Origin of the sequence: Amycolatopsis melonis (assembly GCF_040064235.1) — a bacterium.
Lineage (GTDB): Bacteria > Actinomycetota > Actinomycetes > Mycobacteriales > Pseudonocardiaceae > Amycolatopsis > Amycolatopsis melonis.
In genome coordinates this window covers 225,010-247,167 of sequence record NZ_JBDZYD010000015.1, presented here as the reverse complement: position 1 = coordinate 247,167, position 22,158 = coordinate 225,010, and the positions used below count along the sequence as shown (strand labels likewise).

The window sequence follows — 22,158 nt, the reverse complement described above, 5'->3', positions numbered from 1 at the left end:
TCGCTTCCCGCCGTGGAGACGCTCGCGATCGACGGCGGCGTCCCCGTGCGGACGGCCGTCTGGCCGACGTACGACCGCGGCGACGTCTTCATCAGCGGCGCCGACGAGCAGGCAGGCATCGACGCCATCCGGCGGCGGCTGTACTTCCGGTACGACCATCGGCCGCATCGGGAGACCGAGACGGGCCGGTTCGAGGCCGCGCTGTGCGCGTACTTCGGCACGAAGCATGCGCTCGGCTGCACCAGCGGCACCACCGCGATCACGCTCGCGCTGCTGGGCCTCGGCCTGCCGCCGGGTTCGAAGGTGCTGTGCCCCGCGTTCACCTTCGCCGCGACACCGTCCGCGATCCGGCTCGCCGGGCACGAACCGGTGCTCGTCGAGTGCGACGCGAACCTCAACCTGGACGTCGCGGACCTGGCGGGCAAGCTGACCGGGGACGTCGGCGCCGTCGTCGTGGTCCACATGCGTGGCTTCGCCTGCGACGTCGACGCGGTGCGCGCGCTGACCGACCCGCTGGGCGTCCCGGTCGTCGAGGACGCCGTGCCGGCACTCGGCGCCCGGTTGCGCGGCAGGCTGCTCGGCACGCTCGGCGCGGCGGGCGCGTTCTCCACCCAGTCGGACAAGTCGATCAACACCGGGGAAGGCGGGTTCCTGATCACCGACGACGCCCGGCTGTTCGCCCGCGCGACTGTCCACTGTGGAGCATATGAGGGCAGGATGGACCGGCACTTCGACACCCCCGGCGCGCCACCGGGCGACGTCTGCGACCTCGACTACCCGATCTTCGGCTGGCGGCTCGACGAGATCCGCGCCGCACTGGCCACCTCGATGCTCACCCGGCTGGACGAACGCGTCGCCCGGCACCAGCGCAACCACCGGGTGGTCGCCGACGGCCTGGCGGGGGAGTCCCGCATCGCGGTCCGGAAGCCCGTCGCCCCCGGCGCGCTGCTCGGCGAGTCGCTGATGTTCCGCGTCCTCGACCCCGCCCCGGCGGCGGGCGCCCGGTTCGCGCGCGCCCTGTGCGCCGAGGGCATCTCCGCACGCAACATCGGCGACCCCGTCGACCACAACGTCCGCGCGTTCTGGAACTGGCGGTTCTGCTTCCCCGACCCGGCCGCGGCCAAGCGGGCGCTGCCCAGGTCCGCGAGGTTCCTCGAGCAGGCAGTGGACATTCCGCTGTCGGCCAACCTGACCCACGCCGACTGCGCCGACGTCGTGCGCGCCGTCCGCAAGGTGATCGCGGGGCTGCCCCGATGACCCCCACTCCCGGCGAAACCCTGGCGTCCGCGCTGACCGGGGAGGGCGACGTGGAAGTGCCGCTGCGCGTCGCGCTTCCCGCAACCTTCCCGCTGGCGGCGACCCGGCCGAGATACACCGTGCGGCATCTGCTCAAAACGCGCGAGGTGGCGGGCCCGACGGCCTACCTGCGCGAGGAACACCACGGCCCGGACACCTCGGGCACGTCCTACGGCTCGACCCCCGAGGCGCGGTTCACGACGTCACTCGCGACCGCGGCGATCACGACGGTGACCGCGTCGCTGCCGATACCCGCCGAACTCACCGAGCACCCCGCAATGCTCGCGACGGTGATCGACCACCGGCTGGTCGTCCGCCTGTGCACGCGGGAGAACGACGCGCTGCTCAACGGCAGCTCCGACGGCGTGCTGACGGGAATCCGGGCGTTGCCGGGCCTCCGCCGCATCGAGGAGCCGATCGACGTCGACCGCGTGGCCACCGAAACCTGTGCTCTGGTCGAGGAAACCGGCGGTTCGTGCGACGGCATCGTGACGCATCCCCGGCTGTACTGGGAACTGGTGCGGCTCGGCCTGCTCACCAGGCTGGCCGAGGCGGGTGTCCGGGTGTCGCGCACCAGGATGCTGGCGGCGGACGAGGCGATCTTCGCCGACTTCCGCGCGGCGTTCACCTTGCTGGACACTTTGGACTCGGTGATCGGGCTGCGCCGGGGAGCAGGCCCCGGCGGGCAGGACCTGCTGTGGGCCTCGGTACGGCTGGGGCTGGCCGTCCACCTGCCGCAACACGTGGTGATCCGCACGGTCAAGTGACGGGTGTGGCCCCGCCTGGACGGCGAGGCCACACGCGGTCTAGGCGTGCACGAACTTGGGGGTGAAGTTCTTGTTGTCCGAAAGCGGGCCGGGAATGACCTCGACCGGATCGATGATCCCGAAATCGGCCGTCTCGGCAGTCGGTGAATATTCGCCGATCGGGTGGCCGTCCTGGAGCACGTTCGTGAACGGGACCGAACCGAAATCGGGGAACCCGCCGGCCGGCCGCTCCACGCCGGCCTGCGTGCCTTGTGGCGTCCGCGGTCCGGCGGCCTGGATTTCCTTGCGCCACCCGCGGGTCAGGTTCTCGAGGGTGAAGCGGAACTGCTTGTCGCCGAGATGGTCCACGGTGCCGCGAAGAACGTCACCAGGGGTCACCTGGTCGGCCCATCGGATCCGGCTGTCGTAGCCGGTCACCTCGTACCACGCCGAGTAGACCGGGCTGCCGGAAGCGCAGTCGACGTTGGTGCCGACCCCGGCGTACAGGCTGGGCCCGTGTGGATCGAAGCTGGAGACGGTCACCTCGAAGTCGACCGCGCGGCCGCCGGCGCAGTTTGCCGCCGGTTGCGTCCAGGTCCCGGTCACCTGCCGGACACCGCTCGAATTGAACACGCTGTACCCGGCGAACGGGTCATCCCAAAACACGCAGCACAGCGCCGACGCCGAAGCGGGTGCCGCGGCACCGGTAAGCAATGCCATGCCGCCGAGCGCCGCCGCTACTGTCGGCAGAAAACGTCTTCCCACAATTATCCCTCCCGGTGAAAGAGAATTCAGGCTATCGGCGCGGACGGCCGGTCATCGCGGACCGAAGGGCAGACAAAAAGGTGACCCTCGGGCGAGGGGCCTTCACGCCAGCAGACGTGACCTGGACCACAGACTGACTAACTGACCAATCCGGTCAGTATGGTTGACGGCATGGAAGCCACCTTCACACGCCGTGTACTCGTTGTCGGAATGGGCGTCAGCGGGCTCGCGACCGCCGCCCGGTTGCACGCCGCAGGCTGGACGCCGGTGCTGGTCGAACGCGCTCCCGCGCGCCGGACGGGCGGCTACTTCGTCGCCCTGTTCGGGACAGGCAAGGCAGCTGCCGCCCGGCTGGGGATGACCCCGCACCTCCACGACCGCGGCTCCTCGCGGCCGCCGGTGAGCCTCGACCGGAACGGGCGGCGGTGGCCGGGCACGGGCTTCGGCGACCTGCCCGGCCAGCCGTGGCTGATGGTGCGCAGTGACGCGGAACAGGCCGCCTTCGAGGTGCTGCCGGAAGACGTCGAAATCCGCTACTCCACCGTGCCGTCGGCCATCGAGCAGGACGACGGCGGCGTCGACGTCACCCTGCGGAACACCGAGACCGGCGCCGAGGTCACCGAGCGGTTCGACCTCGTCGTCGGCGCCGACGGGCTCCGGTCCACGGTGCGGTCACTGGTCTTCGGCCCGCACGAAGACCACCTGCGCCGCCTCGGCTACATGGTCGTGGCGTTCCGGTACGAGGGAACCCCGCCCGGCCTCGCCCCCGGGGAAGGCGCGATCCTGCTGGAACCAGGCCGGTCCATGTGGGTCTTCGCCTTCGCCGACCACGACCCCACGATCATGCTGACCTACCGCACCGACGACGCCGACGCCGAGTTCACCGCCCCGCCCGCGCAGCGCGTCCGCGCCGCCTTCGGCCCGCGGCCGCTGGGCCCCATCCTCGGCGCCGTGATCGACCACCTCGAAACGGCCGACGCCCCGCTCTTCGACTCCGTCGAGCAGGTCCGCATGCCGCAGTGGCACCGCGGACGCGTCGTCCTGGTCGGCGACTCCGCCTGGTGCGTCACCCTCTACGCCGGCATGGGCGTCTCGGCCGGCCTCACCGGCGCCGACCTGCTCGGCACCATGCTCGAACGCCACACCGACATCGGCACCGCGCTCACCGCATGGGAACGCGCCCTGCGCCCCTTCATCGACCACTACCAGGACGGCGCATTCACCGACCGCAAGATCTTCATGGCCGACAGCCGCCCGGAGATCCTCCTCCGCCGCGCCCTGCCGAAACTGGCCAGGACCCGGATCGGCAACCGCCTCGTCGAACGCGTGATGCGCGTGGACGACATCACCACGTACAAGAATGCCGATATCGTCGGCGAAGTGCTCCGACCTCCGGAAAGGACCAGCGTTGCCGGACCTGCCTGAACACCACTCGCCCAAGGCCGCGCGCATCCTCGCGGCCGCGGGTGAGCTGCTGCTCGCCCGCGGCAGCAAGGGCGTCACCATCGCCGAGGTCGCCGCCCGGGCCCACATCGGCAAGGGCACCGTCTACCTGTACTGGAAGACGAAGGAAGACCTGCTGCTCGGCCTGGTCTGCCGCGACTTCCTCGCCCTGGCCGACGACGTCACCGAGGCCGTGACCGCCGACCCCGACCTCGCCCGGCCCTCCCGGCTCGTCCCGGACATGCTGGCCACGGCGGCCCGGCACCCGTTCGTCGACGCCCTGCACAATGACGACGACGGGTTCCTCGGTGCCCTCACCGACAACCCGCGCGCGGCGAAGCTGCTCGAGACGTTGAGCCCGGACGCGATGATGTACGGCGTGCTCCCGATCTGGCGCGGCCACGGCCTCGCGCGGACCGACTGGCCGCTCGACGAGCAGGCACTCGCTCTGCACGCCCTGTTCACCGGCTTCCGCGCGATCACCGGCCGGAGCAGGCCCCGGCCGGTCCCGGCCGAGGCGGGACCGGTGATCGCCAAGTCGGTGACCGCGCTGCTCGGCCCCGAGGACGCCACCCCCGCCCAGATCCGGGCCGCGGCCGCGGACGGCATCCGTGCCCTCGCCGCCGCCCGGGCGGCGGCACTCGAGATCATCGCTCTCCCCGCCTCGGTCAAGTGAAGGAGGGGTGAGCGATGACGGCCATCACGAACGTCCGGGTCTTCGACGGCACCGGGCTCACGGAACCGCGGACCGTCTTCGTCGACGGCGCCCGCCTGTCCGGCCAAGCCACCGGCGGCCCGGTGCTCGACGGAGCCGGGCAGGTCCTGCTCCCCGGCCTCATCGACGCCCATGTCCACCTGTACGGCCGGGAGAACCTCGAGCAGTTCGCCCGGTACGGCGTCACCACCGCCCTGGACATGGCGACGACGTCGGCCGCACTGCTGGCCGGCCTGCGGGACCAGCCGGGGCTCACCGACATCCGCAGCGCCGGCGTGCCCGCGATCGGGCCCGGCGGGATGCACGCCCGGATGCCCGGCATGCCTGCCGAAGCGGTCGTCACCGATCCCGCGCAGGCGGCGGGTTTCGTCGCGGCCCGCACCGCGGCCGGGTCGGACTACCTCAAGATCGTGCTCGAAGCACCCGGTGGCGGCGGCCCCGAGCTGCCGGTGGCCCGCGCCCTGACCGAAGCCGCGCACGCGGCCGGGCTGCTGGTCGTCGCGCACGCGGCGAACACCGGGGCGTACACGATGGCGCTGGACGCGGGCGTGGACGTCGTCACGCACGCACCGCTCGGGCCACCGATCGCGGACGGGGACCTCGCGCGGGCGAAGGTCGTCGTGCCGACGCTGACGATGATGAAGGGCATCGCGACGGCGACCGGCCGGCCGGAGCTCTACGAGGGCGCGGCGACGTCGGTGACCCGGCTCCACCGCGCGGGCGCGGCCGTCCTGGCCGGCACCGACGCGAACACCGCGCCGGGCTCCCCTTCCCCCGTCCCGCACGGCGTGAGCCTGCACGACGAGCTGGAACTGCTCGTCGCCGCCGGACTGTCCACAGTGGAGGCGCTGCGTGCCGCGACCGTGTTGCCGGCGAACCACTTCGGGCTGACCGATCGCGGCGCAGTCCGGCCGGGGATGCGCGCGGACCTGATCCTGCTCGACGGCGACCCGGTCGCCGACATCCGCGCCACCCGCGCGATCAGCCGCGTCTGGTGCGCGGGCGTCGAGCACTGAGCCGGCCCTGCGGGCCCTGCTGCTACATTTCGATGCCGTGCGCCAGGACCAGCCCGTCGACGTGACCCGCCTTCCGTGGTCAGTAACGCAGGCTGCGCAGGCCGGTGCGGATTTCGCGGATCAGGATTTCGGGCTGTTCCAAGGCCCCTCGGGGTGCCTGGCGCCGAGCGCGGTGGTGACGACGGCACCCCAGTCGCCGCCCTGCGCTGCCCATTTCGAGTAGCCGAGACGCTTCATCAGCTCCACCCGCCAAGTTCGGGTTGCGCGGTTCCTGGAATCGGTTCCAGCGCGCCCTTCATCGAATTGATCGATCGTATCCGCAAATTATTGAAATTTTCATCGACGACTGTCGCGGTACGTTCCGCATCGCCACCCCACATTGGACATCTGCCGGAAACGGTTCCAGAATGATCACGCGCGGCCGGCCGGCTGGTGTGCCGGTGAAGCTGCACACCCCGTGACGTTGGGAGAGCCGCATGACGGTGACCATCAGAGACGTGGCCCGGCTGGCCGGCGTTTCCGCGTCATCGGTGTGCCGGGCGCTCGCCACACCGGACAAGGTGCGTGCGGCGACCAGGGACCGGGTGCAGCAAGCCGCGGCACAGCTCGGCTATCACCCCAACCGGGTCGCCCGGGGGCTCAGCACCGGCCGTACCGGCAATCTGGGTCTCGTCGTCCCGGACATCGCCAACCCGTTCTTCTCCGGCGTGGTCAAGGCGGTCCAGAACCGCGCACACGAGTGCGACTTCTCGGTCCTGCCGGCCGACACCGACGAGGACGTCGCCACCGAGATCGAGCTGATCCACACCCTGACCAAGCAGGTGGACGGCTTCCTGCTGTGCGCACCCCGGGCCGGCGACGAAGATCTGCGCTCGGTCAGCGGCGACATTCCCGTCGTCATGCTCAACCGCCGCGTGGGCCGGATCCCGTCGGTCATCTTCGACAACGCCGACGGTGTCCGGCAGGTGATCACCCACCTCGTCGCGCTGAGGCACCGGCGCATCGCCTACGTCGCCGGACCCAAGACCTCGTGGGTCAACCACGAGCGCGCCCGTGCCCTCCGTACGCTGACCGCGTCGATGGGCCTGGAACTGGTCGAGGCCGGCAACGTGTCGCCCACCTACGTGGGTGGCGTCGCCGTCGCCGACGTCCTGCTCGCCGCTTCCGTCACCGCGGTGATCGCGTACAACGACATGATCGCCCTCGGCCTGATCAGCCAGATCACGGCGCGTGGTGTCCGCGTACCACAGGACATCAGCGTCGTGGGCTTCGACGACATTCCCACGGCCGACCTCGTCAACCCGCCGCTGACCACCGTCAGTCAACCGAAGGAGCGATTCGGCCGGACCGCCGTCGATCTCCTGGTCGACGTGCTCGGCGACCGCGAACGCCCCGGCAGCTCGCGCAGGGCCGCGCCCATGCAACTGGTCGTCCGGAAAACCACCGCTCCCAACCCCAAGGAATTCTCATGACAGTGAAGTTGCCGGCAAAGTGGCTGGCCATCGCATTGCTCGCCGTCGGCGGCGGCATCGGTACGAACGCCCTCGCCGCACCGGCGTACGGCGCCACTACACCGACAGCCTCGGCCGGCGGCTGCGTCGCCGAGCCGGCCCTGCCCGGCGCCACGAAAAGCTCGCTCTACACCGTCACCGCGGACAGCGCACCGCTGTTCGTCGAGGCGATGACCAAGTACGCCCCCGACAACCAGGTGAACTACGCGCACTGCTCCCTGGCGGGCACGGGCACCGCCAGGTTCTCGGTCACCGTCTCCCAGAGCTTCACCTCGTACACCGTCAGCCCCAAGAGCCGGAAACTGGCGGTCACCCGAAGCGGCAACACGATCACCTTCGACAGCGGCCCGAACTACCTGATCGTCCAGTTCGACACCAAGGACCTCCTGTTCATCCTCATCGACGCTCCCGAGTCGAACGCACCCAAGGTCGGGGACGCCAACGTCAAGAGCCTGGCCGACTACGGCGTCGACAACACCGGGGCGACGCTGGTCACCTCCAAGGTCCAGAGTGCGATCAACGCCGCTTCCGGAGCGACCCGCAACGTCCTGTACGTTCCGGCCGGCAAGTACCTGGTCGGTGAGCTCTGGCTGAAAAGCAACATGACGCTGTACCTGGCCGCGGGTGCGGTCCTGTACGGCTCGAACAACAAGGCCGACTTCAACACCGGAAGCGGCGGGGTCAGCATCGAGGGCATGCAGCACGCCGCGCTACGGGTGTACCAGGTGAGCAACGCGAAGGTGCTGGGCCGCGGCGTCATCGACGGCAACGGCAAATCACTGCGGGCACAGGGACTGAACCTGGCTCTGGTCAAAATGGACAACAGCTCGAACATCACGATCGACGGCATCATCGCCCGCGACTCCAGCTACTGGAACACGCTCGTCTACCGCAGCAACCAGGTCACCATCAAGAACTACAAGGTGATCAACCACCGGCCGAACACCGGGTACAACCAAACCGACGGTGTGGACTTCGACGAGTCGACGAACGGCCTGTTGTCCAACGCGCTGCTCTACACCGGCGACGACAACATGGCGACCAAGAACGAGAACGCCACCGGCACGGTCAACACCAAGAACGTCACCCACGAGAACATCGTCTGCTACAGCAACTCCGGGTGCGCCAAGATCGGCACCAAGACCGAGGGCACGTCCATGGACGGCATCACGTTCCGCAACCTCGACGTGGTCAAAGCGGGGCGCTCCATGGTGATCGACGCCGTCGACACCGCCGTCGTGTCCAACATCCGCTGGGAGAACGTCCGGGTCGAGCAAACCGGCAGCCTGATCGACCTGCAGGAGGACAATCCGCCGTCCTGGCGCCCGGCGAAGAACACCGCAACGATCCGCGACGCCTACTTCACCAACATCGCCTCGGACGTGAAGAAGGTGGTCAACCTGCACGGCCGCAACGCCACCATCAACATCAATGGCGTTCACTTCACCAACTTCACCGTCCAAGGCAACCCCGTCACCAGCCGGACCGACCCGGACGCGAGCTGGAACATCAACAACTACGTCTCCGGCATCACTTTCGCCACCTCCTGACCGCAACGCCGACCCGGCCGGTGGGACTACAGCCCGTCCCATCGGCCGGTCCCGGACCCTGTCACCGACGATTCACGCGCCAGGACACCCTTGCTGGCGCCGCCTACCAGCTGGACCGGGTGTGGCCCAGCCCGCGGTCGCTCGCCAAGGTCTCATATTTTTGGCCGGGTACACCGGGCTCGTCGTGTGCGGCACGGTCGCACTGGGCGCTGTGGCGATCCGGGTGGGTGGCATCTGAGCAGATGCTGCTCCGTCAGGGCGAGGTAAGGCAAACGTGTCGTGTCGAGTTGGCGGCAGGTCGAGCGCGTAAATCGTCCCGCCGTCTTTCGTCCGTCTACATAGGACGAACAGTCCGGATGAAATTTCCGCTTAGAGAACTTTGCGCGCCTTCGAACGAGGGTCGTGACGCCGTCGCGCCACCTTTGGCCTACCCCTCAAATAACCGTATTTGCCACGGCTGGGGAGCAGGAGGCGCACCGCGCCCGCGACGAACGCCTCCGACGAGCTGTGCCGCGTCAGCGAGTGGACGATGAAGTCGCTCAATGTCGCACCGGCCGAGGCCGCCGATGCTGGCGAGAAGCTCTGGGTGGTGGCGGAAGGAGTCACCTTCCAGGAACTACGGCTACTCCGCCAACCTCTCAGCCGTGGGAGCTGCGGGAGGACCGGGCCGACGAGCGATAGCCCCCGGGCGTCTGGCCCACCAGCTCGGTGAAGGCGTCGATGAAGCTGCTGGGGTTCGACCAGCCCAGCCGGATCGCCGTGTCGGTGACCGAGGCGCCGTCGCCCAGCTCGATCAGTGCCCGCTGGATGCGCAGCAGGGTGCGCCACTGGTGGAAGCTCATCGACAGCTCGCTGCCGAACAGCCTGCTCAGGGTGCGTTCGCCGGCACCGGTGCGGCGGCCGAGCTCGGCCAGGGTCGCCGGGCTCGCCGGGTCCGCGTGCAGCAGGTCGGTGACCGCCTTGAGACGCCGGTCGCTCGGCTCCGGGAGGCGCAGCGGCTCCGGTGCGGCGCGGGCGAGTTCGTCGAGGACGACGTCGAGCAGCAGCCGCGCACGGGGACTCTCCAGCGGTTCGCCTTCGCTCATCAGCGCCAGATAGGCCTCGCGCAGCAACGCGCTCGCGACGAAGACCGACGGCTCGGACGGCAGCTGTCCGGTCAGCGTCACGGGCAGCGACAGCACCCGGACGTCCGTCTCGCCGTACGCCGTGCTGCTGTGCACCGCGAAGGGCGGCACCCACATGATCCGGCTGGCCGGCGCCACCCAGGTGCCCACCTGGGTCGCGGTGACCAGGGCCCCACGCGCGGCGTAGCGGAGCTGACCGTGGTCGTGGAAGTGCGCGGCCACGCCGGTGCCATGGGCCAGCGACGCCGACAACGGCGCGTCGACGGTGCAGAAGCTGGGGTCGGACACGTGATCGAGGCTACCCGGCACTGGCGGGTTATCGGGAAAACCTGGCGCGATACCGGTGGTGAGCCCGGACGCCGCGGACCCATCGTGGAGACATGGCACAACAGAGCACAAAAACGACCGGCACGATCGCGGTCTTCGGCGCGACGGGACGGCAGGGCGGCGCGGTGGTCGACGCGCTGCTGGACCGCAAGGCCACGGTGCGGGCCCTGGTCCGCAACCCGCACTCCGGCCGGGCTCGGGCGCTGGCCGCCCGCGGCGTCGAGCTGGCGGCCATCCGGACCGACGCCCCGGCGTCACTGGCCGCCGCGCTGATGGCGGTCGAGGCGTTCTGCTTCATGACCCCGGAGGCGAACACCCTCGAAGAGGTCGAGACGGAGATCCGCATCGGCACCGCGCTCGTCGACGCGGCGGTCGCGGCAGGCGTTCCGCACGTGGTGTTCCACTCGGTCTTCGGCGCGGACCGGGAGCGGGGTGTGCCGCACCACGACTCGAAGCACGCGATCGAGGAGTACCTGAGGAAGTCCGGCCTCCGGGCCACGATGATTCGCCCGGCCCCCTTCATGGAGGAGGTGGCACCGAGCCTGGAGCACGGAGAGATCGTGCTGAGGCTGCCGCTGCCGGAGGACGCCGCCCTGAAGATGATCTCGGTCCGGGACGTCGGCCGGGTCGCCGCCGCGCTGCTGCTCGGCACGGCGGAGGCACCCGGCGGAGCCGTCGAGCTGGTCGGCGACGAGCTGACGGGCCCGCGGATCGCCGCGGCGTTCGGCGCGCGCGCCGGGCTCCCGGCACGGTACGAGGCCCTCTCGTTGAGCGTGCTGCCCAGCGACCTCGACCGGGCGATGTTCCGCGAGTTCGCGAAGGCGGCGGAACACCCGTCGGATCCTGCGGCGGTGCCGTCCACCCTCGACCTGCCCGGATGGATCCGCGCCACCGGCTGGACCGCGCCCGCGAACGTGGCCGGGAGCCGGGCATGAAGGCGATCATCTACACCGAGTTCGGCGGCCCGGAAGTCCTCCGCCTCGACGACGTCGACGAGCCGCACGCGGGACCCGGGCAGGTGCGGCTGAAGGTCGTGGCGGCCGGGGTCAACCCGCTCGACTCCAAGATCCGCAACGGGTGGCGGCCGCAGGTGACGCCGCCGTTCCCGGTGATCCCCGGCGTGGAGGCGGCCGGCATCGTCGACGAGGTCGGCGAAGGCGTGACCGGCGTCGCGGTGGGCGACGAGGTCCTGGGCTGGACCGTCACCGGCGCGTACGCCGAGCACGCGCTGGCCGTCGACTTCGGCCCGAAGCCCCCGGACGTCGACTGGGACCTCGCCGCGGCACTGCCCGTCGCGGTCGAGACGTCGGTCCGCGTGCTCGACGCCCTCGGCGTCGGGAAAGGCGACACGCTCCTGCTGCACGGAGCCGCGGGCGTGACCGGCGCCGTCGGTGTCCAGCTCGCGCTCACCCGCGGCGCGACGGTCATCGGCACCGCCTCTCCCGGCAACCACGACTACCTGCGTTCACTGGGCGCAATCCCGGTCGCCTACGGCGCGGGCCTCGCCGACCGGGTCCGCGAGGCCGCACCGCAGGGCATCGACGCCGTGTACGACGCGGCGGGAGCAGGCGACCTGGAGCTGTCGATCGCCCTGCTCGGCGGCACCGACCGGCTCATCACCATCGCCGACCCGAAGGCCGTCGAGCTGGGCGTCACTTTCTCCGCCCCCGGCGGCGCCCCGTTCGGTTCCCGCCTCGGCGAGTACGCCCGCCTCGCCGCCGACGGAAAGCTCACGGTGCGCATCGCGCAGAGCCTCCCACTGGAGGACGCCGCGAAGGCGCAGGAGCTGAGCGCTAGCGGTCACGCGGCCGGAAAGCTCGTCCTGCGGCCGTAGGAGGGGTAGCTCGTGCAGGGTCCCGCCGGTGCGGCGGACCCGGCCGAACGCGGATCAGAGCGGCCCGGGCTGGGGAGTAGCTGCCCAGCTGGCGAGGAGTTTGAGCCGGTCTTCGGATGCGGTGCCGGGTTCGGCGGTGTAGGTGATCAGGTTGTGCACGGCTCGGCCGGACAGGGGTAGGTCGAGGGACTGGAAGGTCAGTTCCAGGTGCCCGACGTCGGGGTGCTGGAGCCGTTTGACGCCGTCGTGGTGGGTCAGGACGTCGTGTGCGGCCCAGCGGTCGCGGAACTCGGCGCTGAGGGTGGACAGTTCGCCGACGAGTTCGCGCAGTGCCCGGTCGCGGGGCTCGCGCCCGGCCTCGGCGCGCAGCAGGGCGGCGGCCGTCCCGGCCGAGCCCGATGCGTCGGAAGAACTGCTCGAACTGTGGGCCTGGGCGGTGGAGGAGGAGCGGCTCGACGAGCACTCCGCCACCATCCTGACCACCCGTTACTTCGATGACCCGCTCGGTCGGGACGGCATCGCCACAGACCGGCAGATCGGCGCGCTGATCGGGCTGAGCCAGCCCACGATCACCCGGCACCGCCGCCCGACCTACGGGCCAACCCAAGACTCCTCCGGCGGCATCGCGGTCATCGGCGAGCTCGGCGCCGGCAAGTCGGTCATCCTGAACGTCGCCGCGGTCGTGCGGCTGATGCTCGACGGGCGGGTAATCGTCATCGACCGGACCCGCAGCCGCGAATGGGCACCCGTCGCCACCGCGCTGCCCGGTAATGCGCAGATCGTCGACATCATCGACCCCAGCCTCGACGACCGCCTTGCCGCGGCCGAGCTGCGGCACTCCTGCGACCCGCTGCGGGTCTTCCGCACCGCCGGCAAGTCCAGTACCGGCATCGCGAAACCTTCTTCGCCTCCTGGCTCGACCTGGAGTCCAACTCCGCCGAGCGGGACGCCCTCGGACGCGGCCTCGACGACGTCAGCGGCCAGCCCGACGCATCCAGCAACCGACTTGTCGACACACTGCGCAAGCACGGTGGACGCGACCCAGCGGCCCGCGCCCTAGCCGACCGACTCGAGCGGCTGCGCCGCGACCCGATCACCCGCCCGATCTTCGACCCCGACCTCGCGCCGGTCGACCTGTTCGGCGCGGACATAGTGGTGTTCTGCACCAACGAGATCGCGCTGCCGAGTGCGTTGGAGATGAGCAACGAGCGGATGGCGGCTCGGATCCCGCCGCGCAAGTTCTTCGGCCGCGCCTTCCACCTGCTCATCGCCGGGATCGCCAAGGAGATCTGCTTCACACCGGGCCGGTGGGGGCGAGTTCATCTGCGACGAGGCCTACAACGTCACCGGCACCCCCGAAGGCCAGCAGATCGCGCTGGAGTTCGTGCGTGACGGCCGCAAGCACGGCGCCGACGCCGCCTTCGGCTCCCACGCCCCGCAAGACCTCGGCGACGATGTCCTGCACGGCCTGATCGCCGTCCGGTTCCTTGGCCGCCATCGCGACGACGGCCTCGCCCGCAACGGACTTGCCTGGCTCGGCGCCGACCCTGCCGACGCCCGCTACCACGAGATCGTCACCAAAGACCTTTTCACCGCTGAACCCAGCCGGCGGCGAGGAGGAGCGCCGTGCTCGTGCAGGCGAGTTCCTCGTGCGTGACCACAGTGGACGGATCGGCAAGGTCAAAGTCACGACCCAGCCCTACCGGTCGCTGCCGGCGGCTGTCCTCACCACGCCGACCGTCAGTCGTGGGCACTCTGGCTAGCCACTGACACGGGGCGACGGTCCTGCGGCACCACGGGCCCACCGCTGCGGCCTGCGGAGACCGTGGCCATCTCGAGGTACGTCGGCGGCTCGGCTTCCCGTTCCCACTCGTAGAGGGTGACCCGCAACGTGTTGCAGGCGCGGCCCAGCATCACGGCGAGCGGGAAAGGGACGCGCATGAACAGGTGCACGGGCCGGCTGCCGGCGATCTCGCCGATGCGTCGGCGCAGTTCGGTCACCAGTGCGGGGCCGGCGTCGGCGGGGATGGGTTCGCGTTGCGCCACGGCGATCTCGACTGCGTGGGCGTAGGGGCGGCTCGCGACGTAGTGGCGGAAGCCCTTGTTGGGCGGTGCAGGTACGAGATCGAGGTACACGGCGACGGGACCCTCGGGAGGACCGTCGAGGGGAATCGCGGTCGGCACGACCGGTACGGTCCGGGTTCCGCTTTCCGTCCACTCGTTTCCGCTCTGGTCGGTGACCGTGACGGCCAGCCCGGTCGTGGTCGGCAACGCGGCCCCGAGCGCGAAGGCCATGCTCAGGTGTGCGCCGCCGGTGATGTGCAGGTGGTGAACGCCGGCTGACTGCACGATGCGGGGAAGGTCCCCGAGGAACGTCGCGAAGTCTTCCCAGGCTTCGGCAGGCGGGACGCTGGTACCGGGCAGAGGTGGGCGGGTCCGGGTCGCGAGCGGCGCCTTCGGAGTACCTAAGGCGGGGGTCCGGGTTTGGATGTCGAGATGCAGCCGGTCATCGACGGCTGCGCGGCGGACGCGGCGGATCGCCATCTGGCCGGCCAGCCGAGCGAGCCCAGTGCGGTCGAGGACTGCGAACTGGTCGAAGTCGCTCAGCGTGGCGAGTTCCTGGGGAAGCAGACGGTCAGGGGCGCCGTAGTCCAGCCGGCCGTCCGGGCCGGTGATGGTGTTGCCGATGGCGAAGGTGAATGCCGGATCCCCCTCCAGGCGAAGAAGTGCCGGTAGCTCCAACTCCCGGACGTAGCTCGAGCGCGCCATCTCTTCGGTGACGAGGAGCACGGCTCCGGACAGTCCCGAATCGAGGGCCTCTTGCAGCCGCCGCTGGAAGCGGCCCGGTGGCAAGTGGGTCTGGTCGTGCCATACGGGGATGCCGTGGGCGCGGAACACCCATGCGGCGCGTTCGGCCAGATCATCTCCGTCCGAGTGTCGGTAGCTGAGGAAGATCGGGTCCAGGTCGTGTATCTGGGGCATCTGCTACCTCCCGGTGCAGGGCTGGGACGGGTCGAGGCGCAACCGCCCGGCGGCAATCGCCGGGCGGGCGTCTTAGTTCTGCTCGGCGAAGACCGGGCTCGGGGTGAGTTCGGCGGCGATGGTGAGGAGACGTTCGTCGCGGACCGAGCGGTCGGGGAAGGCATCGAGGACGGCGGCCGGCACCAGGCGCTGTGTGATGTCGGAGCTGGTGAAGCCGGCACGGGAACCGTTCGGGCCGGTCAGCTCTACGAGTTTCTCTATGGTGTCCGGGCGGAGGCCCAGTCCTTGCAGTGCGCCGGTGAGGAGGGCTCGGCGCTGCTCGGTGGCCGGCCGGGTGAAGGTGAATGTCGTGGCCGCTCGGCGCATGACGGCCGGGTCGAGGGTGCCGGGGCGGTTGGTGCACAAGACCACCAGGACCGGCAGGCCCGCTCCGGCGAGGCTGTCGACTCCGGCGAGGAAGGCATCGACGCCGGCGCGATCCTCGTGGTGCATCTGCTGTGCTTCTCGAGATTGGACCAGCGCGTCGGCTTCGTCGACGACGAACACGAGCACCCGCCGGGCCCGGTCGCCGGTCCGGGCGGCGGCCTGTGCCTTGAGGTGGGTAAAGGCGTCGCCGATGAGCGTTGTCATCTCCCCGACGAGCCCACTTCCGCGGGTGGACAGCTTGAGCCGGTACAGGAGCACGGGGAGGTCGAGCTGGTCGGCGAGGTCACAGCCGAAGGACTCGGCGAGCGCGGACTTGCCCGAGCCGACGTCGCCGGCGAAGACGAACAGCGGGGCGCGGTCGGTGAACAGGTCCAGGGCGGCGAGCTCGCTGCCGGGGTGGTGTGTGGCGGCCCAGGCCTGCAGGCGATCTGGCGTCGCGAGCAGCATCGCCTCCTTGCGGAGACGGAGTTTGACGTCGTCGAGGCCGACGAGCCGGTCGTAGCGCGCTTGCCGAACCGGTTCGGGGAGTTCGACGACGGGGTGGAAGAGGTCGTCTTGAGTGCTCATGGTGATCTCCTGTGGTTAGTCGTCGAGGGCGACGAACACGTCGCGGGTGACCCCGATGCCCTTTTGGCCGTAGCCGTGGCCGGGCGTGGTGGCGCCGGTGCCGGTTGCGGGTTCGGTGCCGGTGGTCCGGTTGACGGGAAGTGCCGTCGTGAAGGCGGTGCGCTTGGCCTGCGGCAGGTTGTGGAACTTGGTCGAGTAGTTGAGGAAGGAGTAGAACGGCAGGCCGGTGACAGGCGCCGTCCTCGGCAGGCGGCCGGGACCGTCATCGAGAAGGTGGCCGCCTAGGGTGGCGCGGTAGCGGAGCCGGAGCTTCCAGAGGTTGGTGTCGGGGTCGCGGAACCCGTAGGACACGGAGTCGAGGTAGCCATGGTTAAGCAGCTGGGCGACTTCCTCGACGTAGTCGGTGATCTTCGTGGCGTTCTCGGGTTGCCCGTACAGCGCGCGCAGCTGGCGCAGGTCGGCGCCGATCTTCGCGCCAACGTATCGGGCGTCGGTGATGGTGAAGGAAGCGGATTGGGTCATGGAGAGGGTCATGGTCATTCCCCCGGGAAGGACGGGCCGAACAGCTCGCGCCAGGCGTCGTATGCGGCGCCCTGGGTGGGGGCCGTGGCGGCCCAGCTCACCGAATCGAGAGCTGAGGCCGCGGCCTCGACGAGGCGCTTCCGGTTGGCGTCGGTGTAGCTGGAGGCGATGTTGTTTTCCGGGTTCACCGGGTCCCAGATCTGAATCGGGTCGCTGGTCGCGCTGATCTCGTCGGTGGCGTAGAAGTCGCCGAAGACGATCGGCGTCTGCAGGCCGGTGGTCGTGATGTAGGCCAGCACCTGTTCGAACGCGACGGGGTAGTCCGCGACCTGCAGTCCGGCACCGTGCCACCCGGTGTCCCAGAGGTGTGCGACGACGAGCTCGAGCAGGAAGCTCTTGCACCGCAGCTGCGGATCCCGGGACTTCGCCTCGCGGATCCAGGCCTTGAGCAGGCGGATGAGCTCGGGGTAGCCCGGCCCGGCGAGCTTCCGCCGGTCGCGGATGAAGCGCAGGTGCAAGGTGACGGAGGTGAGGACGCGCTGTCCTTGGCGGGTGACCAGGAAGCCCTTGTCGTCCTCCTCTCCGGTGTAGAGGACCGGCGCGACGTCGATCTTCAACCCCGAGCCGCGCAGCGTGATCCCGACCGCGTGCTGCGAGATCACGAAGTCATCGGCGACCTTCGTCTTGCCGTAGACCTCCTGGCAGCGCTCCCAAAGCCACTCGAGCAGCTTCGCCTCGTCGATGTCCGGATCCGCGCAGCGCAGGTATGCGGCGACGTCCGCGTCCGATCCCTCACCACGCCGCCTGCTGATCGACGTGTGCTTGGCGGTGCTGCCCGACGCGCGCAGCTTGACCAGGTCGTAGCCCGGGTTTGCGGCGACGTGGACCTCGAGGCGTGCCTTCAGGTGGTTGACCTGCTCGCGGCGCCGCTTTGCCTGTTCCTTGGCGACGTTGACCCAGTTCTCGGCGAACCGCCGTAGGACGGCGTGGGTCACATGTGTCTCGTCGGACATCTGAATCTCCCTCACGTTCCACTCCGTCGGCGCCCCTCCGCGCAGTGGCTCTCACTTGCGTAGCTGAAGTTGTATGCACCAGATCGGTAAACAAGATCGACCCGATGGCGGACGAAGGTAGCATGCACTGATCAGGTAAACCAAAACGGGGTCCAGGTGGCGAATGAACGTCTGGTTCGGCTCGCAGGAGCTGGCGCACACCTGCAATAGTGACTGTGCGAGAGTGGCCGCTTACGGTATGGAGTCAGCTCGGCTGATCTGGGTCCGGCTTGGGCAACTGTGCGGAGTTGCCAATCTCGCCAAGATGCGGGAGTTCGCGGCAGTGCGACTGCGTTCGGGGTTGATCGCCCAGCGGGCGGTCGTGTTCATTTCGGCCGGTCGCAAGTTCGAGCTCGTTGTGCAGGGTGCTGACGAAAGTGTGAAACTCGCCGACGAGACAACCGTGACGTCGGTGATCGTTGTCGACGTCCTGCCTGTCGGGCTGGAGCCCCCCGGTCAGCACCCCGATGCTTCATCCCTCGAGTCCAAGGGGAGCCTTCGATGACAACACCTGCGGGCACGTACCCCTATCGTCCGGAGACGCCGCCGCATCCGGGTGAGATCCTGAAAGAGCAACTCGATGGGCAGCGGGTAAGTCAAGCTGATCTTGCGCGCCGCGCCGGCCTGTCTACGAAGCATGTCAACCAGATAGTCCAGGGTGTTGTGGCCCTAAGTCCCGACATCGCGGTGCGGCTCGAACGCGCGACCGGAATTTCTGCCGAAACCTGGAACAGGCTGGAAGCGATCTGGCAGACGCATCAAAGTGTTGTCGAAGACCAGCGGAAACTGGCGGGCGAAATCAGTTGGGTGGGCAAGTTTCCATTGGCATTCCTCAAGCGAATGGGAGTGCTCCGCGATACTAGCCAGTCTTTGGCCAATCTGCAGCTGATACTGAGTTTCTTTGGGGTTGCGTCGCCTGATGTTGCGGAACGGGCTTGGCGGGAGTATCGACTCGCCTTCCGGCGTTCTGAACTCGTCGAAGGCGACGGTTACTCGATCGCTGCCTGGCTCAGGGTGTGTGAAGTTAGAGCGCGCGGAATCGAATGCGAACCCTTTAGTCGAGAACGACTCATTGCGTCGATACCTCAGATGCGGAAGCTGACACTTCAGGAGCCCGCATCCTGGCAAGTCGAGCTTCCGCGACTGTGTTCGACTCTTGGTATAGCGCTCGTGTTCATTCCGGCACTAAAGAATACTCACCTGTCGGGTGTAACGCGCTGGCTTGCGCCTGACAAAGTCATGATTGGGCTCAGTGATCGATTCAAGACCGACGATACGTTCTGGTTCTCGTTCTTCCACGAGTTGGCGCATGTCCTGTTGCATGGTAAGAGATTGACCTTCCTGGACCACGGGATAGAGCCTGGCGAAAGTGGCGAGATCGACTTGTCGCCCATGTTTCTGCATGGAGACTCCAAAGTCCCAGGTGCTTCGACCGATTCGGAAAGGGAAGCTGACAAGTTTGCTCAAAATTCGTTGATCCCTGAACAAAAGCTGCAAAAATTCCTTGACTCCTCTGCTGCGGTCACAGAGCAAACGATCAGGGCGTTCGCGCACGAAGTAGGCGTCGCGCCGAGTGTCGTTGTCGGACGCCTCCAGCATGAGGGCATCGTACCTTGGTCGTTTGGGAGGAAATTGAAAACTGTCGTGCGGTTTGATGTATTGTGATGCAAACGAGGGTTAGTGCTGCGCCATAACGAGTGATCGAGGGAGGTTGTGAGTGGTGCTGCTGGCGCCGGTGACCGCCCTTGAGCGGGCTAACCAGCCGCTGGACTAGAACCGCAAGGCCACCCGGGTAGACGACGGCCTGCGCGATCGCCAGCTCGCCCTCGGGGGAGCCGAGCCGTTCGTACACGTCCCACGCCGCGAGCGCCTGCTGCACGGCGTGGGGGTCGGCCATGCCGATGTCTTCGGTGGCGAAGCGGACCAGCCGTCGGGCCACGTACAGCGGGTCCTCGCCGCCGTCGAGCATGCGGGCGAGCCAGTACAGGGCGGCGTCCGGGTCGGAGCCGCGCATCGACTTGTGCAGCGCGGAGATCAGGTTGTAGTGGCCTTCCTGCGCCTTGTCGTACAGCGGGGCGCGCTGCTGGATGTGGTGGGCGAGCCCGGCGGTGTCCAGGACCGGCTGGGTGTCGGGGAGGGCCTGCAGCTGTTCGGCCATGTTGAGCAGGTAGCGGCCGTCACCGTCGGCCATCGCGATCAGGGCGCGGCGCGCGTCGTCGTCCAGGGGCAGCCGCCGTCCGGTCAGCTGCTCGGCGCGGTCGAGCAAAGTGGACAGTGCGGCTTCGTCGAGGCGTTTGAGGACAAGGACCTGGGTGCGGGAGAGGAGGGCGCCGTTGAGTTCGAAGCTCGGGTTCTCGGTGGTGGCGCCGATGAGGACGATCGTGCCGTCCTCGACGTAGGGCAGGAAGCTGTCCTGCTGCGCGCGGTTGAAGCGGTGGATCTCGTCGACGAACAGCAGCGTCCCCTGGCCGACGCCCCGCCGTTTCCCCGCGGCGGCAAAGACCTTCCGCAGCTCGGCCACCCCGGAAAAGGTGGCCGACACCGGTTCGAAGGCGAGGTTGCTGCCGTCGGCGAGGAGCCGGGCGATGGTGGTTTTCCCGACGCCGGGCGGGCCCCACGGGATGGCGGAGCCGAGGCGTCGCTGGGCGACTATGCGGCCGAGCGGGGCGTCCGGGGCCAGGAGGTGGTCTTGCCCGACGACGTCTTCCAGCTGCGTGGGCGCAGGCGGTTGGCGAGGGGCCGCGCGGGCTCCTCGTCGAAGAGCGGCAGGGTCGGTTCCATCGTTCTCCTGGGAGGGCGCTCACTGGGCACGGGGGCGGTCGCGTCGCGGCAGCCGTTCGACAACCAGGTCGTAGGAGTTCTGCACCGCGTCGGTGACCAGGCGCTGGGTGATGCCGGGACCGGGCCCCAGCGAGATCCAGTGCCGTTTGTCGAGGTAGCGGCCTGGTGTGATGGTGGCATAGCGGCGCTCTTGCGCGCGAGCGTGTTCGGGTTCGCACTTGACCGTGATGATCTGGTCCTCCGGGTCGTCGGTGACGATGAGGAAGATCTTGCCGGCACCTTGTACACGTCCAGGTGTTCGGTGAACGGGTAACCGTGGTCGGTTCCGGGCAACGCGAGGGCGGTGGCGCGCGCGGTTTCCTGGAGCCGATCACCGGCGGCGTTCATCGAGCTCCCCTGGGTGCCGGTGCCGTAGGTGTGCGGGTCGCCGAGCGCGAGGCCGGACTGGTTGACCAAATGGGCGCCCGACATGTCCAGCTGGCCTCGGATGTGTGCCGCGACCAGGCACACGGCGCCCCGGGAGTGGCTGCCGACCACGTGGAAGCCGGTGTCGAGCTTGAGCACACCATCCGTCTGCATCCGGTCGGCAATGAGCTGGGGGACATGGCTACCGGTCAGCGACAGCCACGGCAGGTGAGCGTCTTGGAGCTCGATTCCCTGGTCAAAAGCGCAGTTAATCAGCCCCAAGCCGATCGCCGGGTAAGCGTGAGTCAGGTCGAGCTGACCAGTGATCCTTGCGCCCCGGATGCGGAGCCCGCGGGGGTCGGCCTGCCCTGCGGTCGCGGCCAGGAGAGCGCGCCGGATGACCCTTGCAGGCATTTGGTGCGCGGGTTCCTGGGTGACGGCCAGTGCGTCGACACTTAGGTTGCTGCACACCATCTCGGTTCCGCGTCGCACGGCTTTGAGCACGTCGCGTACGCGGTCGGTGTCCGAGTTCGGAGACATACGGGGTAGTCGCCGGGACCGGACGTCGCGCAACATCGACAGTCGATCCGAACCAAATCGTGTCTTTGACGAGTCCGTGCATTAATTCGTCTTCTCGTGTCCGTGTCTCGTGTCAGCGAGTGACGCGGAGGTATTTTTGTTGTCAAATGTCTTTGGTGAATCCGTGGCAGCGGCCGCCCGATACGTCGCACTGTTGCCTGATGTTTCCGTGGATTGCGTGCTGGCTCGGCCGGTTCTGTCACAGGCTTGCGTTGACGACGTCGTGGCCGGCATCCGACACGTGTGGACAGACGTTCGTCGTGTTCTCCGACCCAGTGGTACGACATGGCTGATCCTCGCCGACCGACGGGGCTCCTCTGGTTCCCTGTTGGGCTTGCCATGGCGAGTCGTGTTCGCCTTGCAACGAGAGGGGTGGTTGCTGCGGAACGCGCTCGTCGCAAGCGCAGCGGCTGACCCGTCTCGCTGCGAGATGGGTTTCTTGCTCGTGAAGCAGCCGACGTATTTTTCAAGCTCCTCCACGGGAACAACCCTGGTGACGTTGCACTGAACGGGACAG

At 68.7% G+C, this 22,158-nt stretch carries 21 protein-coding genes and 1 pseudogene; 13 read left to right on the top strand and 9 right to left on the bottom strand.

Annotation, left to right across the window (positions count from 1 at the left end):
- Nucleotides 1-12 precede the first annotated feature (12 nt).
- Together ABJI51_RS35865 and ABJI51_RS35860 are read left to right on the top strand one after the other, a co-directional pair.
- Complete coding sequence (locus tag ABJI51_RS35865) at nucleotides 13-1,257, top strand: DegT/DnrJ/EryC1/StrS family aminotransferase (RefSeq protein ID WP_348955540.1); 1,245 nt, start codon at nucleotides 13-15, stop codon at nucleotides 1,255-1,257.
- Nucleotides 1,254-2,063: a family 3 encapsulin nanocompartment shell protein gene (locus tag ABJI51_RS35860; RefSeq protein WP_348955539.1), complete on the top strand. Its 810-nt coding sequence runs from the start codon at nucleotides 1,254-1,256 to the stop codon at nucleotides 2,061-2,063. Before ABJI51_RS35865 ends, ABJI51_RS35860 begins: the two co-directional genes overlap by 4 nt.
- Before the next feature lie 39 nt (nucleotides 2,064-2,102).
- Here the strand turns inward: ABJI51_RS35860 and ABJI51_RS35855 are convergent, their stop codons facing one another.
- The gene (locus ABJI51_RS35855) at nucleotides 2,103-2,762 is read right to left on the bottom strand and encodes a G1 family glutamic endopeptidase (protein ID WP_348955538.1); all 660 of its coding nucleotides are present in this window, start codon (nucleotides 2,760-2,762) and stop codon (nucleotides 2,103-2,105) included.
- 216 nt (nucleotides 2,763-2,978) lie between these two features.
- Between ABJI51_RS35855 and ABJI51_RS35850 the strand changes: the two genes are divergently transcribed.
- The 5 genes from ABJI51_RS35850 to ABJI51_RS35830 all read left to right on the top strand — a co-directional run bounded on the left by ABJI51_RS35850 (nucleotide 2,979) and on the right by ABJI51_RS35830 (nucleotide 9,042).
- On the top strand, nucleotides 2,979-4,232 hold the full coding sequence (locus ABJI51_RS35850) for an FAD-dependent monooxygenase (RefSeq protein ID WP_348955537.1): 1,254 nt from the start codon (nucleotides 2,979-2,981) through the stop codon (nucleotides 4,230-4,232).
- Nucleotides 4,216-4,926, top strand: coding sequence for a TetR/AcrR family transcriptional regulator (locus ABJI51_RS35845; RefSeq protein WP_348955536.1), 711 nt, complete (start codon nucleotides 4,216-4,218; stop codon nucleotides 4,924-4,926). Before ABJI51_RS35850 ends, ABJI51_RS35845 begins: the two co-directional genes overlap by 17 nt.
- Nucleotides 4,927-4,940: 14 nt before the next feature.
- Nucleotides 4,941-5,981 (top strand): amidohydrolase family protein, encoded by a 1,041-nt coding sequence (locus tag ABJI51_RS35840; RefSeq protein WP_348955535.1) that lies wholly within the window; start codon nucleotides 4,941-4,943, stop codon nucleotides 5,979-5,981.
- Between the two features lie 476 nt (nucleotides 5,982-6,457).
- Nucleotides 6,458-7,453, top strand: coding sequence for a LacI family DNA-binding transcriptional regulator (locus ABJI51_RS35835; RefSeq protein WP_348955534.1), 996 nt, complete (start codon nucleotides 6,458-6,460; stop codon nucleotides 7,451-7,453).
- Nucleotides 7,450-9,042 (top strand): glycoside hydrolase family 28 protein, encoded by a 1,593-nt coding sequence (locus tag ABJI51_RS35830; RefSeq protein WP_348955533.1) that lies wholly within the window; start codon nucleotides 7,450-7,452, stop codon nucleotides 9,040-9,042. Before ABJI51_RS35835 ends, ABJI51_RS35830 begins: the two co-directional genes overlap by 4 nt.
- 638 nt (nucleotides 9,043-9,680) lie before the next feature.
- Here the strand turns inward: ABJI51_RS35830 and ABJI51_RS35825 are convergent.
- Complete coding sequence (locus ABJI51_RS35825) at nucleotides 9,681-10,454, bottom strand: helix-turn-helix transcriptional regulator (protein ID WP_348955532.1); 774 nt, start codon at nucleotides 10,452-10,454, stop codon at nucleotides 9,681-9,683.
- 92 nt (nucleotides 10,455-10,546) lie between these two features.
- Between ABJI51_RS35825 and ABJI51_RS35820 the strand changes: the two genes are divergently transcribed.
- Nucleotides 10,547-11,428 (top strand): NmrA/HSCARG family protein, encoded by an 882-nt coding sequence (locus tag ABJI51_RS35820; protein ID WP_348955531.1) that lies wholly within the window; start codon nucleotides 10,547-10,549, stop codon nucleotides 11,426-11,428.
- Nucleotides 11,425-12,327, top strand: coding sequence for an NADP-dependent oxidoreductase (locus ABJI51_RS35815; RefSeq protein ID WP_348955529.1), 903 nt, complete (start codon nucleotides 11,425-11,427; stop codon nucleotides 12,325-12,327). The genes ABJI51_RS35820 and ABJI51_RS35815 overlap by 4 nt, the downstream gene beginning before the upstream one ends.
- A gap of 54 nt (nucleotides 12,328-12,381) precedes the next feature.
- Here the strand turns inward: ABJI51_RS35815 and ABJI51_RS35810 are convergent, their stop codons facing one another.
- Complete coding sequence (locus tag ABJI51_RS35810) at nucleotides 12,382-12,801, bottom strand: MmyB family transcriptional regulator (protein ID WP_348955528.1); 420 nt, start codon at nucleotides 12,799-12,801, stop codon at nucleotides 12,382-12,384.
- Between ABJI51_RS35810 and ABJI51_RS35805 the strand changes: the two genes are divergently transcribed.
- Complete coding sequence (locus ABJI51_RS35805; RefSeq protein WP_348955527.1) at nucleotides 12,764-13,387, top strand: ATP-binding protein; 624 nt, start codon at nucleotides 12,764-12,766, stop codon at nucleotides 13,385-13,387. The genes ABJI51_RS35810 and ABJI51_RS35805 overlap by 38 nt on opposite strands.
- A 261-nt stretch (nucleotides 13,388-13,648) precedes the next feature.
- The gene (locus ABJI51_RS35800) at nucleotides 13,649-13,984 is read left to right on the top strand and encodes an ATP-binding protein (RefSeq protein ID WP_348955608.1); all 336 of its coding nucleotides are present in this window, start codon (nucleotides 13,649-13,651) and stop codon (nucleotides 13,982-13,984) included.
- Between the two features lie 83 nt (nucleotides 13,985-14,067).
- On the opposite strand, the gene ABJI51_RS35795 is transcribed toward ABJI51_RS35800, so the two are convergent.
- The 4 genes from ABJI51_RS35795 to ABJI51_RS35780 all read right to left on the bottom strand — a co-directional run bounded on the left by ABJI51_RS35795 (nucleotide 14,068) and on the right by ABJI51_RS35780 (nucleotide 17,837).
- The gene (locus ABJI51_RS35795) at nucleotides 14,068-15,309 is read right to left on the bottom strand and encodes an SAVED domain-containing protein (RefSeq protein ID WP_348955526.1); all 1,242 of its coding nucleotides are present in this window, start codon (nucleotides 15,307-15,309) and stop codon (nucleotides 14,068-14,070) included.
- Between the two features lie 72 nt (nucleotides 15,310-15,381).
- Complete coding sequence (locus ABJI51_RS35790) at nucleotides 15,382-16,302, bottom strand: AAA family ATPase (RefSeq protein WP_348955525.1); 921 nt, start codon at nucleotides 16,300-16,302, stop codon at nucleotides 15,382-15,384.
- A gap of 15 nt (nucleotides 16,303-16,317) precedes the next feature.
- Complete coding sequence (locus tag ABJI51_RS35785; protein WP_348955524.1) at nucleotides 16,318-16,842, bottom strand: HORMA-1 domain-containing protein; 525 nt, start codon at nucleotides 16,840-16,842, stop codon at nucleotides 16,318-16,320.
- Nucleotides 16,839-17,837 (bottom strand): CBASS oligonucleotide cyclase, encoded by a 999-nt coding sequence (locus ABJI51_RS35780; RefSeq protein WP_348955523.1) that lies wholly within the window; start codon nucleotides 17,835-17,837, stop codon nucleotides 16,839-16,841. The genes ABJI51_RS35785 and ABJI51_RS35780 overlap by 4 nt, the downstream gene beginning before the upstream one ends.
- Nucleotides 17,838-18,000: 163 nt before the next feature.
- On the opposite strand from ABJI51_RS35780, the gene ABJI51_RS35775 reads away from it, so the two are divergent.
- Both ABJI51_RS35775 and ABJI51_RS35770 read left to right on the top strand, forming a co-directional pair.
- On the top strand, nucleotides 18,001-18,381 hold the full coding sequence (locus tag ABJI51_RS35775) for a hypothetical protein (RefSeq protein ID WP_348955522.1): 381 nt from the start codon (nucleotides 18,001-18,003) through the stop codon (nucleotides 18,379-18,381).
- A complete protein-coding gene (locus ABJI51_RS35770) occupies nucleotides 18,378-19,541 on the top strand; it encodes a HigA family addiction module antitoxin (protein WP_348955521.1) in 1,164 nt (387 codons plus the stop codon). The genes ABJI51_RS35775 and ABJI51_RS35770 overlap by 4 nt, the downstream gene beginning before the upstream one ends.
- A 187-nt stretch (nucleotides 19,542-19,728) precedes the next feature.
- Here ABJI51_RS35770 and ABJI51_RS35765 read toward each other — a convergent pair.
- Both ABJI51_RS35765 and ABJI51_RS35760 read right to left on the bottom strand, forming a co-directional pair.
- Nucleotides 19,729-20,463: pseudogene (locus ABJI51_RS35765) on the bottom strand (AAA family ATPase); the annotation flags it as partial.
- A 62-nt stretch (nucleotides 20,464-20,525) separates the two neighbouring features.
- Complete coding sequence (locus ABJI51_RS35760; RefSeq protein WP_348955520.1) at nucleotides 20,526-21,566, bottom strand: MmcQ/YjbR family DNA-binding protein; 1,041 nt, start codon at nucleotides 21,564-21,566, stop codon at nucleotides 20,526-20,528.
- Nucleotides 21,567-22,158: the final 592 nt, after the last annotated feature.

Excerpts from the sequence above, each read along its gene's own strand:
- ABJI51_RS35860 (WP_348955539.1), top strand. The coding sequence starts at position 1,254 with ATGACCCCCACTCCCGGCGAAACCCTGGCGTCCGCGCTGACCGGGGAG.
- ABJI51_RS35855 (WP_348955538.1), bottom strand. The coding sequence starts at position 2,762 with ATGGCATTGCTTACCGGTGCCGCGGCACCCGCTTCGGCGTCGGCGCTG.
- ABJI51_RS35850 (WP_348955537.1), top strand. The coding sequence starts at position 2,979 with ATGGAAGCCACCTTCACACGCCGTGTACTCGTTGTCGGAATGGGCGTC.
- ABJI51_RS35840 (WP_348955535.1), top strand. The coding sequence starts at position 4,941 with ATGACGGCCATCACGAACGTCCGGGTCTTCGACGGCACCGGGCTCACG.
- ABJI51_RS35835 (WP_348955534.1), top strand. The coding sequence starts at position 6,458 with ATGACGGTGACCATCAGAGACGTGGCCCGGCTGGCCGGCGTTTCCGCG.
- ABJI51_RS35830 (WP_348955533.1), top strand. The coding sequence starts at position 7,450 with ATGACAGTGAAGTTGCCGGCAAAGTGGCTGGCCATCGCATTGCTCGCC.
- ABJI51_RS35820 (WP_348955531.1), top strand. The coding sequence starts at position 10,547 with ATGGCACAACAGAGCACAAAAACGACCGGCACGATCGCGGTCTTCGGC.
- ABJI51_RS35815 (WP_348955529.1), top strand. The coding sequence starts at position 11,425 with ATGAAGGCGATCATCTACACCGAGTTCGGCGGCCCGGAAGTCCTCCGC.
- ABJI51_RS35810 (WP_348955528.1), bottom strand. The coding sequence starts at position 12,801 with ATGGTGGCGGAGTGCTCGTCGAGCCGCTCCTCCTCCACCGCCCAGGCC.
- ABJI51_RS35795 (WP_348955526.1), bottom strand. The coding sequence starts at position 15,309 with ATGCCCCAGATACACGACCTGGACCCGATCTTCCTCAGCTACCGACAC.
- ABJI51_RS35790 (WP_348955525.1), bottom strand. The coding sequence starts at position 16,302 with ATGAGCACTCAAGACGACCTCTTCCACCCCGTCGTCGAACTCCCCGAA.
- ABJI51_RS35785 (WP_348955524.1), bottom strand. The coding sequence starts at position 16,842 with ATGACCATGACCCTCTCCATGACCCAATCCGCTTCCTTCACCATCACC.
- ABJI51_RS35780 (WP_348955523.1), bottom strand. The coding sequence starts at position 17,837 with ATGTCCGACGAGACACATGTGACCCACGCCGTCCTACGGCGGTTCGCC.
- ABJI51_RS35775 (WP_348955522.1), top strand. The coding sequence starts at position 18,001 with ATGAACGTCTGGTTCGGCTCGCAGGAGCTGGCGCACACCTGCAATAGT.
- ABJI51_RS35770 (WP_348955521.1), top strand. The coding sequence starts at position 18,378 with ATGACAACACCTGCGGGCACGTACCCCTATCGTCCGGAGACGCCGCCG.